This is a genomic window from Knoellia locipacati (assembly GCF_007992835.1).
GTDB lineage: Bacteria > Actinomycetota > Actinomycetes > Actinomycetales > Dermatophilaceae > Knoellia > Knoellia locipacati.
The window spans coordinates 24,811-38,479 of record NZ_BKBA01000011.1; the positions used below are offsets into that span (position 1 = coordinate 24,811).

Below are 13,669 nucleotides of genomic sequence, written 5' to 3' on the forward strand. Positions count from 1 at the left end.
GGCGCGGGTTACGGCGGCGAAAGCTACGCGTGAGTAGGGTGCGGCGCCATGGACAGCCCGTGGGAGATCGTCAGCAACCCGACGCACGACCCGGTGACGTTCGCGCTGCCCTTCTTTGCGCTGTTCATCGTCCTCGAGCTCCTCGCCATCCGGTTCCTCGACGACGACGAGCGGGAGGCGCCGCGGCAGGGCTACTCGGCACCGGACACCGCCGCCAACCTCGCGAGCGGTGTCGGCTCGGTCGTCATCAACCTGGGCGCCCGGTTCGCGGCGCTCGTCCTCTACTTCGCGCTGTGGTCGGTGGCGCCGTGGCAGCTCGACGCGAGCAACCCGTGGACCTGGGTGTTCACGCTGCTCGCCGTCGACCTGCTCTGGTACGCCTATCACCGGGCCAGCCACCGCGTCCGGATCCTCTGGGCCGCGCACCAGGCACACCACTCGTCGGTCTACTTCAACTACTCGGTGGCGCTGCGGCAGAAGTGGAACCCGTGGGGCGAGCTGCTCTTCTGGACGCCGCTCCCGCTGCTCGGCGTGCCCCCGTGGATGATCTTCTTCGCGTTCTCGCTCAACCTCATCTACCAGTTCTGGGTCCACACCGAGACGATCCCCAAGCTCTGGGCGCCGGTCGAGTACGTCCTCAACACCCCGAGCCACCACCGCGTCCACCACGCCAGCCAGAAGCACTACCTCGACCGCAACCACGGCGGCATCCTCATCGTCTGGGACCGGCTCTTCGGGACCTACGCCGAGGAGGACGACGTGCCGGTCTACGGCCTCACGGTGCCGGTGACGACGCACAACCCGCTCCGGCTCCAGTACGGCGAGTTCCTCGCCGCCGTCCGCGACGTCCGCCGTGCCCGGTCGTGGCGCGAGCGCGCCGGCTACCTCCTCGCGCCGCCCGGGTGGAAGCCGGGGGAGCCCACCCTGCCGCCGGAGTCCGAGGTCGTCACCCGCTGAACCTAGGCTGGCCGTGTGCCGATGCCCGTGTCCCGACCCGTGCGTCGCGTCCCCGGTGACGCGCTCGTGCACCTGCGCCGGGCCCGCGACCACATCGACCGGCACTTCGCCGAGGAGCTCGACCTCGACGAGCTCGCGGCGATCGCCCTCATGAGCAAGTTCCACTTCCTGCGCTCGTTCGCGGCGGTCTACGGCATCACCCCGCTGGCCTACCTGGGGGAGCGGCGGGTCGAGCGCGCCCAGGACCTGCTGCGCACGAGCAACCTCACCGTGACCGAGGTCTGCCACGCCGTGGGCTACACGAGCCTCGGCTCGTTCTCGAGCCGATTCCGCGAGATCGTGGGCGAGACTCCCAGCGCCTTCCAGAGGAGGTATGCCGTCCGCGGCGCCCCTCGCATCCCGGGCTGCTGGGTCTTCATGGCGGGTCTCGTCGAGAGGCGAGCCGACAGCGGGAACGGGGCGGACGGCATACGGAGCAATGCGGGAGAAGCGCCGCGCTGAGGTGACCTCGTAGCGTCGCTCGCATGATCACCAACGTGTCCCTCGTGTCCGTCTGGGTGAAGGATCTCGACGAGTCCCTCGCCTTCTACACCGACGTCCTCGGCTTCGCCGCCGGCGACGACGTGGTCCTCGGGGAGGACTTCCGGTGGGTCACCGTGACCCACCCGTCGCAGCCCGAGCTCCACCTGCACCTCACGACGCCGAGCAAGCCGCTGTCGGACGACCTCATCGCCGCGATGCAGCGGGCCCAGCTCGAGGGTGGGCTGCCGGGCGTCGGGCTGCACGTCGACGACTGCCGCAGGACGGTCGAGGACCTCAAGGCCAAGGGCGTCGAGTTCCTCCAGGAGGCCGAGGACCGGCCCTACGGCGTCGAGGCGCTCATGCGCGACAACTCGGGCAACTGGATGGTGCTCGTCGAGCCGCGCGAGTACACCCCGGAGGACTTCGAGGGCGTCTCGTTCGACTGAGCGCGGGCCGGTGCCGCGCGGCTGAGACACTGGACGCATGGCACCGGCTCCCGACTCCTCCCAGCGCGAGGCTGCACGCACCCTCGAGATCCTCAAGCGACTGCGCGAGATCGAGGAGTCGATCCTCGCCCGGGCGCCCGAGCACGACCTCGAGCCCTCGCTCGACCGCATCCGCGCCGTCATGGAGCTGGCCGGAGAGCCGCAGCGCACCTTCCCCGTCATCCACCTGACGGGCACCAACGGCAAGACGACCACCGCGAGGGTCATCGAGTCGGTGCTGCGCGAGATGGGGCTCAAGACAGGCCGGTTCACCTCGCCGCACCTCCACACGATGCTCGAGCGGATCGCCATCGGTGGTGCTCCGATCGAGGCCGAGAAGTTCCTGCGCGCCTACGACGAGGTCATCGGCCTCATCGACATCGTCGACGCCAGGTCGGCCGCCGAGGGCGAGCCGCGGATGACGTACTTCGAGGTGCTCGTGGCCGTCGCTTATGCCGCGTTCGCCGATGCCCCGGTCGATGTGGCGATCGTCGAGGTCGGCATGGGGGGCAGCTGGGACGCGACCAACGTCGCCGACGGCGTCGTCTCGGTCATCACGCCGATCGCGCTCGACCACCAGCACTTCCTCGGCGACACCGAGACCGACATCGCCCTCGAGAAGTCCGGGATCATCAAGGCCGACGGCATCGCGATCTCGGCGACGCAGGCCGACCCGGCCGTGGCGACGATCCTGCGCGAGCGCGCCGAGGAGGTCGGCGCGCAGATCGCGTCCGAGGGGGAGCAGTTCGGCATCGAGGGCGCCGACGTCGCCGTCGGCGGTCAGGCACTCACCGTGCGCGGGCTCGCGGCGACCTACGAGGACCTGTTCCTGCCCTTCCACGGCACCCACATGGCGCAGAACGCTGCCGTCGCGATCGCGGCGGTCGAGGCCTTCCTCGGCGGGGGCGAGCAGCCGCTCGACATCGACGTCCTCAAGGCCGGGCTGGCCGCGGCCACGTCACCGGGCCGGCTCGAGGTCGTCCGCCGCAGCCCCACCGTCCTCGTCGACGCGGCCCACAACCCGGCCGGCGCCCGCGCGCTGCGGGACGGGCTCGAGGAGGCCTTCACCTTCACCACACTCGTCGGCGTCGTCGCGATCCTCAAGGACAAGGACGCCACCGAGATGCTCGAGATCCTCGAGCCCGTCCTCGACGAGGTCATCGTCACGCGCACCACGTCGCCGCGGGCGATGCGCCCGAACGACCTCGGCGAGATCGCCAAGGGCGTGTTCGGTGAGTCCCGCGTGACGGTCGTCGACGACCTGCCCGACGCCCTCGACCGTGCCGCCGGCATCGCCGACGGGGCAGGGGTGGGCGGAGGAGTGCTCGCCACCGGGTCGGTCATCACCGCCGCCGAGGTGCGGATGCTCCTCGGCGTCACCGACGCCTGATCGGATCCGGTCTGCGAGGCCGCCTGGTCTGCGAGGCCGCCTGGTCTGCGAGGCCGGCTGGTTCGCGAGGCCGGTTGGTCCGCAGGCCCGGGACCGCGGAGCGCAGCACGGTGTGCGAAAAGGGCCGATAGCCAATAAGTGTCCGGGCTGGACACTTATGGGTGATCGACCCTTCGCGACACCCACACGAGCCGGACCCCGCGGTCAGTCGATGTCCTCCCCGGCGAGGGCCTTGGCGGCGAGGTGCTCCTCGCTCGCGACCTCCCACACCTCGGCGGCAGCGTGCACCCCGAGTGCGACGATGCCGAGGCCGAGCACGATGTCCGGCCACCCCGAGCCGGTGAGGGCGGTGACGACGCCCATCGCGATGATCGCGACGTTGACGAGCACGTCGTTGCGGGCCGACAGGTAGGCCGCCCGCGACAGGCTCCCGCCGTCCGTGCGGACCCGGGCGAGCAGCCAGGCGCAGAGCCCGTTGACGAGGGCTGCCGAGCCTGCTGTGGCCACGAGCCAGCCCACCTGCGGCGGAACGGGGTCACCCCACTTCTGGACGGCCTGCCAGACGGCAGCGGCCGCCGGCACGAGCAGGATCCCGGCCATGACCTTGCCGGCGAGCGCCCGGTGCCGCACGCCCCAGCCGAGCGCCAGCGCGATGAGCAGGTTGATCGCCGTGTCCTCGAGGAAGTCGACGCTGTCCGCGAAGAGCGCCACCGACCCGATCGCCAGGGCGACGGCGACCTCGACCCAGAACCACGCGAAGTTCAGCGCGGCGACGGTGAGCACGACCCGGCGCAGCGGCCCGGCGTCGAGCAGCCGGTGCGGGGGAGGCGGCGAGGAAGGCGGCTCGGGTGAGCCGGCGGGAAGGGGCACCCGTCCATCCAACCAGCGCACGCGGCATACCCTCGTGCCATGACCCCGATCACGAAGCTGGTCCTCCTCATCGCCGTCGCGGTGCTGGTGTTCTGGCTCGTCACCCGGCTGCGCAACAGCACCCGCCGCGACAGGGTGAGCTTCCGCCCGGTCGAGGACCTGCCGCAGGACGTGCAGCAGTCGATCGACCACGCCCTGGCCCACGACAAGAAGGTCACCGCCATCAAGCTCTACCGTCAGGCCACCAAGGCGCCGCTCGACGCAGCCAAGGCCGCCATCGACGTGCGGGAGTGGAAGCGCGGATGAGCCGCATCCCGTTGACCGGCACGCTCGGCAAGTTCACGTGGCGGATGCTCGCCATGGTCCTCGGCAGCCAGGGGGTCGTCCTGCTCCTCGGTGCGCTCGTCGCCCGCGGCACGGCCCTGGCCGAGGGCGCCGACAACGCCCACACCCTGCTCTGGCTGGGCATCGCCCTCGCCGTGCTGTCCTTCGTCGCCGCAGGGATGATGCGCGGGCCCCTCGGGCTCCCCGTCGGATGGCTCGTCCAGCTGCTCACGTGGGCCAGCGCCGTCGTCGTCCCGGCGATGATCGGGGTCGGCCTCGTCTTCACGGGCCTGTGGCTGCTGTGCCTCGTCAAGGGCCAGCAGGTCGACGCCATGGTGGCTGCCCGGGAGTCCGGCGCCGCCGACGCCGAGGCCGCTCGCTAGGCTGGCCCGCGTGACTCTCGAACGTTCGCTCGTCCTCGTCAAGCCTGACGGCTACGCCCGCGGTCTCTCCGGGGAGGTGCTGCGCCGCATCGAGGCCAAGGGATACACCCTGGTCGCGCTGGCCGTGACCACGCCCGACCGCGACCGCCTCGCCGCCCACTACGCCGAGCACGAGGGCAAGCCGTTCTACGAGCCCCTCCTCGACTTCATGTCGTCGGGCCCCGTGACCGCCGCGGTCATCGAGGGCCAGGGCTGCATCCCCGGGTTCCGCTCGCTCGCCGGCGCCACCAACCCCACCGAGGCCGCGCCGGGCAGCATCCGCGGCGACCTCGGTCGCGACTGGGGCGAGAAGGTCCAGAAGAACATCGTCCACGGCTCCGACTCGCCCGAGTCGGCCGCGCGTGAGATCGGCATCTGGTTCCCCGAGCTCTGACCTGACCGACATCCCAGGTATGCCGGCCGCTCACCTTGAGCGGCCGGCATACCTGCGTCTGCGGCCAGAAGAAATCTCGTCGAGCGAACTCGCGGGTAGCGCCCTAGGTTGAGGATCGCGTGGACAACGGTGTCCGCGCGTCCGTGGATCGAAGGAGCCAGCATGAGGATCACTCGAGTCGGGCCGGGGGTGGTCTCGGCGGTCGCGCTGGTGGCCGCCGGGCTCGCGGGCGCCGGTGTCGCCGCCGCGGCGCCACAGCCCAACGCCCAGGACGACAAGGTGCAGATCGTCACCGTGCACGCGGCGACCCAGAAGGAACGCTCGGCCGTCGACGCCCTGGGCCTGGACACCACCGAGCACGCCGACGAGCACGGTGTGGACGTCGTCCTGCACGGCGCCGGCGACGTCGCGCGACTGCGGGCCGCGGGCAAGAAGTGGACCGTCAAGGTGGCCGACCTCGCCGCGGTCGAGCGCGCCAACGCCAAGAAGGACAAGGCCTACGCCGCGAGCGTGGCGTCGTCGCAGCTGCCCAGCGGCCGCACGAGCTATCGCACCCTCGCCGACTACAACGCCGAGATGGCCGCGCTCGCCAGGAAGTACCCGACCAAGGTCAAGCCACTCACGCTCGCGAACCCGTCGGTGCTCGGCAAGCCCATCAACGGCATCGAGATCACCGACGGCGCGGCCAACACCGCCGACGGCAAGCCGGTGTTCCTCATGATGGGAGCGCACCACGCCCGCGAGTGGCCGTCGTCCGAGCACTCGATGGAGTTCGCCTACGACCTCCTCGAGAGCGGCGACGCCCGCAACGCCGCGATCCTCAAGGGCGTGCGCACGATCGTCGTGCCGGTCGTCAACGTCGACGGCTTCCAGATCTCGCGCTCGGCGGCCCCGCTCGGCGACTTCAGCACCTTCGACTACGAGATGAAGCGCAAGAACTGCTCGATCAGCACGAAGACGCCGGCGCAGTACACGACCGGCACGTGTGACAACAACCTCGCCGGACGGCTGCGTGGCACCGACCCCAACCGCAACTACCCCGGCTTCTGGGGTGGCCCGGGTGCGTCGTTCACGTGGAGCAGCGACACCTACCGCGGTGACGGCCCGGGCTCCGAGCCCGAGGTTGACGCCGTCCGCAAGCTCATCAGCAGCCGGCAGGTGACCGCCCTCATCACCAACCACACCTACAGCAACCTCGTGCTGCGCCCGCCGTCGCTGGCCTCGACGGGCTTCAGCCCTGACGAGATCCAGTACCGCGCGCTCGGCGCCGACTTCGCCTCGCACAACGGCTACTCCAACATCCCGTCGTTCGGTCTCTACGACACGTCCGGCTCGGTCGAGGACTGGAGCTACTGGAACACCGGTGGCTACGGCTTCACCTTCGAGATCGGCACCGAGGGCTTCCACCCGCCCTACGAGACCGGCGTCGTCGCCGAGTACGCCGGCCTGGCACCCGCCGCGGGCGCAGGCAAGGGCGGCAACCGTGAGGCCTACTACCGCGCCGCCGCTGCCGCTATGGACAAGGGCATGCACTCGACGATCACCGGCAAGGCACCCGCCAACACCACCCTCACGGTCCGCAAGACCTACCAGGGCATGACGTCGCCGGTGCTCCAGCCGGGTGGCACCACGAGCCCGCCGATCCCCTACACGGACGTGCTCAGCTCGTCGCTGGCCGGCAAGGGCGGCTCGTTCTCGTGGGCGGTCAACCCGTCGACCCGCCCGCTCGTCGTCGGTCGCTACGGCCGTGACCCGGTGGCCCCGACGGCGCCGAGCCAGACCATCGCGAACCCCGCGGGCGTGCCCGCTGTCGGCGCGTCGGAGTTCTCGAACGTCACGATCCAGGGCCTGCCGACCTACGACAACGGCAAGGTGGTCTTCAACTTCAGCTGGCCCGGTGGCACCGCGGTCGACTGGGACTTCTACATCTACGACGCGGCCGGCAACCAGGTCGCGTCGGCGGCCACAGCCGACAACCCGGAGACGGCCACGGCGCTCGACCCGGTGCCCGGTGGCTACCGGATCGAGGCGAACAACTACGACGGCGGCTCCACCTCGACCGACTGGTCGGGCACGATGTCGTTCCTGCCGCCCGACCCGGCGATCGTCACCGGCGTCAAGGAGGCGTGGAACCTCACCTGCACGAGCACCAAGGGCAAGGTCCTGTCGACCCGCAGCGTCATCGTCGACCGTGGCCAGTCCGTGGACGTCGGCAACCCGTGCAACCGCGGCAAGAACCCCCGCTGACGCAGGACGCCTCCCACCCTCGTGAGGGGTGAGGAACCCCGAAAGGTATGCCGGCCGCGCACCCCGCGCGGCCGGCATACCTCTGCCTGCGGGGCCTTGCGTCCGCAAAGGTGGTCGCGATGCCGACCAGTGTCGCGGACGCAAGCGAGCAGGGACAGCGTGTTGGGCCGGGGAGGCGAGCGGGTCCGCGCGTAGCATCGCGAGCGTGGCTGGACTGAACCGGTGGATGGGCGGGCGTGACCTCGCCATCGACCTCGGGACGGCCAACACCGTGATCTACGAGCGGGGGCGCGGGGTCGTCCTCGACGAGCCGTCGGTCGTCGCCGTCCGGGCCGGGACCTCGCAGCTGCTCGCGGCCGGGCACCGCGCCAAGGAGATGCTCGGGCGCACCCCCGACTCCGTGACCGCGGTGCGACCGCTGCGCGACGGCGTGATCTCCGACGCGGACGTCACCGAGCGGATGCTGCGGTGGTTCGTCGACCAGGTCTCACCCTTGCGCATCCTGCGCCCGCGGATGGTCGTCTGCGTCCCGAGCGACATCACGAGCGTCGAGCGGCGGGCCCTCGAGGACTCGACGCTGCGCGCGGGCGCGCGGCGGGTGCACGTCATCGAGGAGCCCATGGCGGCGGCGATCGGTGCCGGTCTGCCGATCGAGGAGACGATGGCCTCGATGGTCGTCGACCTCGGTGGCGGCACGACCAACGTCGCCGTCATCAGCCTCGGCGGGATCGTGACGAGCCGCTCGATCCGCACCGGCGGCGACGAGGTCGACGAGGCGATCATCGCCCACGTGAAGTCCGAGTACTCCCTGCTCCTGGGCGAACGCAGCGCCGAGCAGATCAAGGTGGCCGTCGGCTCGGCGTTCCCCATGCGCGAGGAGCTGAGCGAGCGGGTCCGCGGGCGCGACCTCGTCACGGGGCTGCCCAAGACGGTGTCGATCTCGTCGGTCGAGGTCCGTCGCGCGATCGAGGGGCCGGTCCTGCAGATGGTCGAGCTGGCCCGGGCGGTGCTCGACGTGTGCCCGCCCGAGCTGGCCGGCGACATCCTCGACCGCGGGGTGACCCTCACCGGTGGGGGAGCGCTGCTGCGGGGTCTCGCCGAGCGGATGCACCACGAGCTCGGCGTCCCGGTCACGGTCGCCGACGACCCGTTGCGCGCCGTGGCCCGCGGAGCCGGCCGGTGCGTCGACGAGTTCGACACCCTGCACCGCGTCCTCGTCGACAACCGCCGGCTGTGAGGGGCGACGCGCCCGACCGCCGGCGGCGTCGTCTCGTCACGCTCGCGGTGCTCGCCACGTGCGCCCTCCTGCTCGTCGACCTCGTGGGCGGGCCGGGGCCGGGTGTGCTGCGCCGTGGTGCGGCCACCGTGCTCGGACCGCTCGAGCGGGTGCTCGCGCCGTCGGGCCGGGCGAGCGAGGACGAGCTGCGTCGCGACAACGAGGACCTCCAGAACGCACTGCGGCAGGCCGAGGTGGCCGGCCGCGAGGCGTCCGAGCTGTCCGCGCTGATGGCGTCGCCGGCGACCGCCGGGGCGCGGGTCGTCCCCGCTCGCGTCGTCGGGGTCGCCGCTCCCGGGCCGCAGGGCGTCGTCCGGCTCACCATCGACGTCGGCAGCCGCGACGGCATCGACGTCGACCGCACCGTCGTCGCGGCCGGTGGTCTCGTGGGGCGCGTCTCGTCGGTGGCGCCGTGGACGAGCGACGTCCTCGTCGTCGGCGGACCCGACGTCGTCATCGGGGCGCGGGTCGGAGCCGCGGGAGCGCTCGCGACCGTGAGTGGGGCCACGGTGGCGGCGACGGACCGGGCGCCGGGGGAGCTGGGGCTGGCCCTCGTCCAGACCGGAACCCTCGCCGTCGGGGACGACGTCCGCACGCTCGGCAGCGTCGACGGGCGTCCCTTCGTCCCCGGCGTCCTCGTCGGGCAGGTGACCGCGGTCGAGCCCCAGCGTGGTCGCCTCGCACCGTCGGGCACCGTGCAGCCGGCCGTCGACGTGGGGACGCTGTCGGTCGTCGGGGTCCTCCTGAGCCCGCCGCGCGCCACACCCCGCCCGGCCGCCACCGGGGGTGCGAGGTGACGCCGGCCGGTGCCCTCGCCCGCGCCGTCCTGCTCCTGCTCGGCGGCGTCCTCGGTGTGACCCTCGCTGCGCGCCACCTCTCCCCGCTGCCGGACCTCGTGCTCGTCGTCGTCGTCTCCGCCGCGCTGCGGGCCGGGCCGCGGGTGGGCCTGCTCACCGGGCTCGTCGGCGGCTGGCTCCTCGACCTCCTGCCGCCGGGTTCCGCGGTGCTCGGGACCCAGGCCCTCCTGTATGCCGTCGCCGGACTCTGCGTCGGCGCCCTCCGTCGTCCCGGGCCGGTGCCGGTGGTCTGGGTCGTGCTCGTCATCGCCGGTGCCGCGGGCGGCCTGGAGCTCGCCCGTGCGGTGCTCGCCCTCGCGCAGGGAGTCCCCGTCGACGTCGTGTCGTCGGCCCTGCGGGTGCTCGCCACGGCCACCGTGGGACTCGTCGTCGTCCCGCTCGTCAGCGCCGTCGAGCGCCGCTCCGAGAGGCGGCGGTTCGCGTGACCGACGTGGGGCTGCGGCCCCGGGACGGGTCCGGCCACCAGGGCCGCTTCGTCGCCGTGGCCGCCGTCGTGGGTCTGCTCTTCGTCGTCCTGTTCGGCCGGCTCGCCCAGGTCCAGCTCACCGAGCACTCCGACTACACGGCGGCTGCCGCGCAGCTCAACACCCGGACGATCGTCGTGCCCGCGGTGCGCGGCCGGATCCTCGACCGGACGGGCAAGGCGCTCGCCGACAACACGTCGGTGACCGTCGTGACGCTCGAGCGGCGGGTGGTGGCCGAGAGCGACGACGGCGCCCGCGGGCTGCTCGCCCGGGTGGCGACGGTCCTCGACCGTCCCGTCGACGAGCTCCTGGCCCGCACCCACCTGTGCGGCGAGAAGGGCGCGGCGCCCGCGCCGGCGTGCTGGGCCGGCTCGCCGCAGGTGCCGATCCCCGTCGCCAGCGGGGTCGACCCGCAGCGGGCGCTGAGCCTCGTCGAGCGACCCGGGGAGTTCCCGGGGGTGGCGGTCGAGGCGCTGCCGGTGCGTCGCTACCCCGCGCCGCTGGGCGTCAACGCCGCCCACGTGCTCGGCTACCTCGGACGGGCCACCGAGAATGAGGTGACGGCGTCTGCCGGTGCGGTCACCGCGGACGACCTCGTCGGCCGGGCGGGGCTGGAGCAGCAGTACGACACGGCACTGCGCGGGACCCCCGGTCGCACGGTCGTCTCGGTCGACCCGCGCGGTCTCGTGACCGGGGTCGTGTCCCGCGTCGACCCCGTGCCCGGCCGCGACCTCGTCACGAGCATCGACGCCGGGGTGCAGGCCACCACCGAGAGGGCGCTGGCCCGCGAGATGGCCGCGGCACGCAAGCGCGGACTGCCCGCGGACTCGGGCGGCGCCGTCGTCCTCGACGTCACCACCGGGCAGGTCGTGGCCTCGGCGAGCGCCCCGACCTACGACCCCAACGTCTGGACCGGCGGCATCTCGGCCACGCAGTACTCCGCGCTCACCGCGCCGAGCGCCGGGACGCCGCTCCTCTCGCGGGTCACGGGCTCCGCCATGGCGCCGGCGTCCACGCTCAAGGCACTGAGCGTGCCGGCAGCCGTGGCCGCCGGGAACTCGCTCACCCGCACCTACGAGTGCGGCTCGGCCTACCGCATCGGCAACCGGTCGTTCCGCAACTTCGAGTCACGCGGCTACGGCCCGATCACCTTCCACCGCGCCCTCGAGGTCTCGTGCGACACCGTGTTCTACGACGTGGCCTACCGGTCGTGGCTCGCGCTCGGGGGACTGAAGGGGAGTGACGCCAAGGACCCGTTCATCACGACGGTCCGCGACTTCGGGCTCGGCGCCCGCACCGGCATCGACCTCCCGGGCGAGAGCGCCGGACGCATCCCCGACCGCACGTGGAAGCGCCAGGTCTGGGAGGACACGAGGGACGAGACGTGCAGGCGGGCGAAGTCCGGCTACCCCGAGGTGGCGCGCGAGGACCGCGCGCGGGCGGCATACCTCACCGCCCTCGCGAAGGAGAACTGCCAGAGCGGCGCGCAGTTCCGCGCGGGCGACGCGGCGAACTTCTCGATCGGCCAGGGTGACGTCGCGACCACGCCGCTCCAGATGGGTGTGGCCTACGCCGCCATCGCCAACGGGGGAGTCGTCCACGCTCCGCGGGTCGGGGTGCGGGTGGTCGACCCCGTCTCGGGTGCCGCCGAGGCGGTCGCGGCCGGCCCCGCGCACCGGACGGCGCTGCGGGCGGACGTCGCGGCCTACGTGCAGACCGCCCTGCGCGCCGTCGTCGTGAGCGGCACCGGTGCGCCGACCTTCAGGGGCATGGCAGCCGACTGGCCGGTGTCGGGCAAGACGGGCACGGCCGAGGTCTTCGGACGCTCGGACACCTCGTGGTTCCTGTCCTACGCACCGACCACGAGACCGCGGTATGCCGTGTCCGTCGCGGTGAGCCAGGGTGGGCACGGGAGCGAGACGGCGGCGCCGATCGCCCGCTCGATCCACGAGGCCCTCCGCGTCATGCGGTGAGCGGGGCGCCCACTAGGCTTGGCGACATGGCTGACTTCGATCTCGTTGTTCTCGGTGCCGGTCCCGGAGGCTACGTCGCGGCGATCCGCGCCTCGCAGCTCGGGCTCAAGGTGGCCGTCGTGGAATCCAAGTACTGGGGCGGTGTCTGCCTCAACGTCGGGTGCATCCCGTCCAAGGCGCTCATCAAGAACGCCGAGCTGGCGCACACGCTCCAGCACGACAAGGCCAAGTTCGGCATCGAGGGCGACGCGACGATGTCCTACGGTCCGACCCACAAGCGCTCCCGCCAGGTCTCGGCCGGCATCGTCAAGGGCGTGCACTTCCTCATGAAGAAGAACAAGATCGAGGAGATCGACGGCTGGGGCACGCTCACCAGCCCGACCTCGATGGACGTCGCCCTCAGCTCGGGCGAGAAGCGCACCGTCTCGTTCGACAAGCTCATCATCGCCGCCGGCGCCGTGACCCGGATGCTGCCCGGCATGCAGGTCTCCAAGAACGTCGTGACCTACGAGGAGCAGATCCTCACCGAGGACCTCCCCGGCTCGATCGTCATCGCCGGCTCGGGTGCCATCGGCGTCGAGTTCGCCTACGTCATGAAGAACTTCGGCGTCGACGTCACCATCGTCGAGTTCCTCGACCGCATGGTGCCCACCGAGGACGCCGACGTCTCCAAGGAGCTGCTCAAGCACTACAAGAAGCTCGGCGTCAAGGTCATGCTCTCGACCAAGGTCGACGGCGTCGAGGACACCGGCTCGGGCGTCAAGGTCACCGTCTCGCCCGCCGCCGGCGGCGACGCGCAGGTCCTCGAGGCCGACAAGTTCCTCTCGGCGATCGGCTTCGCGCCGCGCACCGAGGGCTACGGCCTCGAGTCGCTCGGGGTCAAGGTCAGCGACCGTGGCGCCATCGAGATCGACGAGTACTGCCGCACCAACGTCGAGAACGTCTACGCCATCGGCGACTGCACCGCCAAGATGATGCTCGCCCACGTCGCCGAGGCCCAGGGCGTCGTCGCCGCGGAGCACATGGCCGGCGCCGAGACGATGCCGGTCGAGTACGACTTCATCCCGCGAGCGACCTACTGCCACCCGCAGATCGGCTCGTTCGGCTACTCCGAGGAGCAGGCCCGGGAGAAGGGCTACGACGTCAAGACGGCGCAGTTCCCGTTCAGCGCCAACGGCAAGGCGATGGGGCTCGGCGACGCCGTCGGCTTCGTCAAGATCGTCGCCGACGCCAAGCACAACGAGATCCTCGGCGCGCACATGATCGGCCCCGACGTCACCGAGCTGCTCCCGGTGCTCACCCTCGCGCAGAAGTGGGACCTCACCGCCGACGAGGTCGCCCGCAACGTCTTCGCGCACCCGACCCTGTCGGAGTCGGTCAAGGAGGCCATCGAGGGCATCGCGGGGCACATGATCAACCTCTGAGCCCGACCAGGCTCTGCACCGAGCGGCCCTGTGCCGCAGCGGTGCTCGTATGCCGTCCGCCCTT

At 71.8% G+C, this 13,669-nt stretch carries 14 protein-coding genes; 13 read left to right on the plus strand and 1 reads right to left on the minus strand.

The window, feature by feature from the left end:
* Positions 1-48 precede the first annotated feature (48 nt).
* Genes KLO01_RS14060 through KLO01_RS14075 form a run of 4 tightly spaced genes read left to right on the plus strand, consistent with a single transcriptional unit; the run spans position 49 to position 3,354 of the window.
* Positions 49-957: a sterol desaturase family protein gene (locus KLO01_RS14060; RefSeq protein ID WP_147066243.1), complete on the plus strand. Its 909-nt coding sequence runs from the start codon at positions 49-51 to the stop codon at positions 955-957.
* Between the two features lie 21 nt (positions 958-978).
* On the plus strand, positions 979-1,458 hold the full coding sequence (locus KLO01_RS14065; RefSeq protein ID WP_147066684.1) for a helix-turn-helix domain-containing protein: 480 nt from the start codon (positions 979-981) through the stop codon (positions 1,456-1,458).
* A 23-nt stretch (positions 1,459-1,481) separates the two neighbouring features.
* Positions 1,482-1,925: a VOC family protein gene (locus KLO01_RS14070; protein WP_147066245.1), complete on the plus strand. Its 444-nt coding sequence runs from the start codon at positions 1,482-1,484 to the stop codon at positions 1,923-1,925.
* Positions 1,926-1,962: 37 nt separating this feature from the next.
* Positions 1,963-3,354, plus strand: coding sequence for a bifunctional folylpolyglutamate synthase/dihydrofolate synthase (locus KLO01_RS14075; RefSeq protein WP_147066247.1), 1,392 nt, complete (start codon positions 1,963-1,965; stop codon positions 3,352-3,354).
* A 204-nt stretch (positions 3,355-3,558) separates the two neighbouring features.
* On the opposite strand, the gene KLO01_RS14080 is transcribed toward KLO01_RS14075, so the two are convergent.
* On the minus strand, positions 3,559-4,224 hold the full coding sequence (locus KLO01_RS14080) for a cation efflux transmembrane domain-containing protein (protein WP_246136229.1): 666 nt from the start codon (positions 4,222-4,224) through the stop codon (positions 3,559-3,561).
* 39 nt (positions 4,225-4,263) lie between these two features.
* On the opposite strand from KLO01_RS14080, the gene KLO01_RS14085 reads away from it, so the two are divergent.
* The 9 genes from KLO01_RS14085 (at position 4,264) to lpdA (ending at position 13,605) form a co-directional block, all read left to right on the plus strand.
* Positions 4,264-4,530: a hypothetical protein gene (locus KLO01_RS14085; RefSeq protein WP_147066249.1), complete on the plus strand. Its 267-nt coding sequence runs from the start codon at positions 4,264-4,266 to the stop codon at positions 4,528-4,530.
* Positions 4,527-4,931, plus strand: coding sequence for a DUF4233 domain-containing protein (locus tag KLO01_RS14090; RefSeq protein ID WP_147066251.1), 405 nt, complete (start codon positions 4,527-4,529; stop codon positions 4,929-4,931). Before KLO01_RS14085 ends, KLO01_RS14090 begins: the two co-directional genes overlap by 4 nt.
* Positions 4,932-4,941: 10 nt before the next feature.
* Positions 4,942-5,364 (plus strand): nucleoside-diphosphate kinase, encoded by a 423-nt coding sequence (gene ndk, locus KLO01_RS14095; protein ID WP_147066253.1) that lies wholly within the window; start codon positions 4,942-4,944, stop codon positions 5,362-5,364.
* 162 nt (positions 5,365-5,526) lie between these two features.
* Positions 5,527-7,611, plus strand: coding sequence for a M14 family zinc carboxypeptidase (locus KLO01_RS14100; protein WP_246136230.1), 2,085 nt, complete (start codon positions 5,527-5,529; stop codon positions 7,609-7,611).
* 226 nt (positions 7,612-7,837) lie between these two features.
* On the plus strand, positions 7,838-8,848 hold the full coding sequence (locus KLO01_RS14105; protein ID WP_147066689.1) for a rod shape-determining protein: 1,011 nt from the start codon (positions 7,838-7,840) through the stop codon (positions 8,846-8,848).
* Positions 8,845-9,684, plus strand: a complete 840-nt coding sequence (mreC, locus tag KLO01_RS14110) for a rod shape-determining protein MreC (protein ID WP_147066255.1) — start codon at positions 8,845-8,847, stop codon at positions 9,682-9,684. The genes KLO01_RS14105 and mreC overlap by 4 nt, the downstream gene beginning before the upstream one ends.
* Positions 9,681-10,169 (plus strand): rod shape-determining protein MreD, encoded by a 489-nt coding sequence (mreD, locus tag KLO01_RS14115; protein ID WP_147066257.1) that lies wholly within the window; start codon positions 9,681-9,683, stop codon positions 10,167-10,169. The genes mreC and mreD overlap by 4 nt, the downstream gene beginning before the upstream one ends.
* The gene (gene mrdA / locus KLO01_RS14120; protein ID WP_147066259.1) at positions 10,166-12,181 is read left to right on the plus strand and encodes a penicillin-binding protein 2; all 2,016 of its coding nucleotides are present in this window, start codon (positions 10,166-10,168) and stop codon (positions 12,179-12,181) included. The genes mreD and mrdA overlap by 4 nt, the downstream gene beginning before the upstream one ends.
* Positions 12,182-12,207: 26 nt before the next feature.
* Positions 12,208-13,605, plus strand: a complete 1,398-nt coding sequence (gene lpdA, locus KLO01_RS14125) for a dihydrolipoyl dehydrogenase (protein WP_147066262.1) — start codon at positions 12,208-12,210, stop codon at positions 13,603-13,605.
* The last annotated feature ends 64 nt before the right edge of the window (positions 13,606-13,669 follow it).

Excerpts from the sequence above, each read along its gene's own strand:
- KLO01_RS14075 (WP_147066247.1), top strand. The coding sequence starts at position 1,963 with ATGGCACCGGCTCCCGACTCCTCCCAGCGCGAGGCTGCACGCACCCTC.
- KLO01_RS14060 (WP_147066243.1), top strand. The coding sequence starts at position 49 with ATGGACAGCCCGTGGGAGATCGTCAGCAACCCGACGCACGACCCGGTG.
- KLO01_RS14090 (WP_147066251.1), top strand. The coding sequence starts at position 4,527 with ATGAGCCGCATCCCGTTGACCGGCACGCTCGGCAAGTTCACGTGGCGG.
- KLO01_RS14085 (WP_147066249.1), top strand. The coding sequence starts at position 4,264 with ATGACCCCGATCACGAAGCTGGTCCTCCTCATCGCCGTCGCGGTGCTG.
- KLO01_RS14070 (WP_147066245.1), top strand. The coding sequence starts at position 1,482 with ATGATCACCAACGTGTCCCTCGTGTCCGTCTGGGTGAAGGATCTCGAC.
- KLO01_RS14100 (WP_246136230.1), top strand. The coding sequence starts at position 5,527 with ATGAGGATCACTCGAGTCGGGCCGGGGGTGGTCTCGGCGGTCGCGCTG.
- KLO01_RS14065 (WP_147066684.1), top strand. The coding sequence starts at position 979 with ATGCCCGTGTCCCGACCCGTGCGTCGCGTCCCCGGTGACGCGCTCGTG.
- lpdA (WP_147066262.1), top strand. The coding sequence starts at position 12,208 with ATGGCTGACTTCGATCTCGTTGTTCTCGGTGCCGGTCCCGGAGGCTAC.
- KLO01_RS14105 (WP_147066689.1), top strand. The coding sequence starts at position 7,838 with ATGGGCGGGCGTGACCTCGCCATCGACCTCGGGACGGCCAACACCGTG.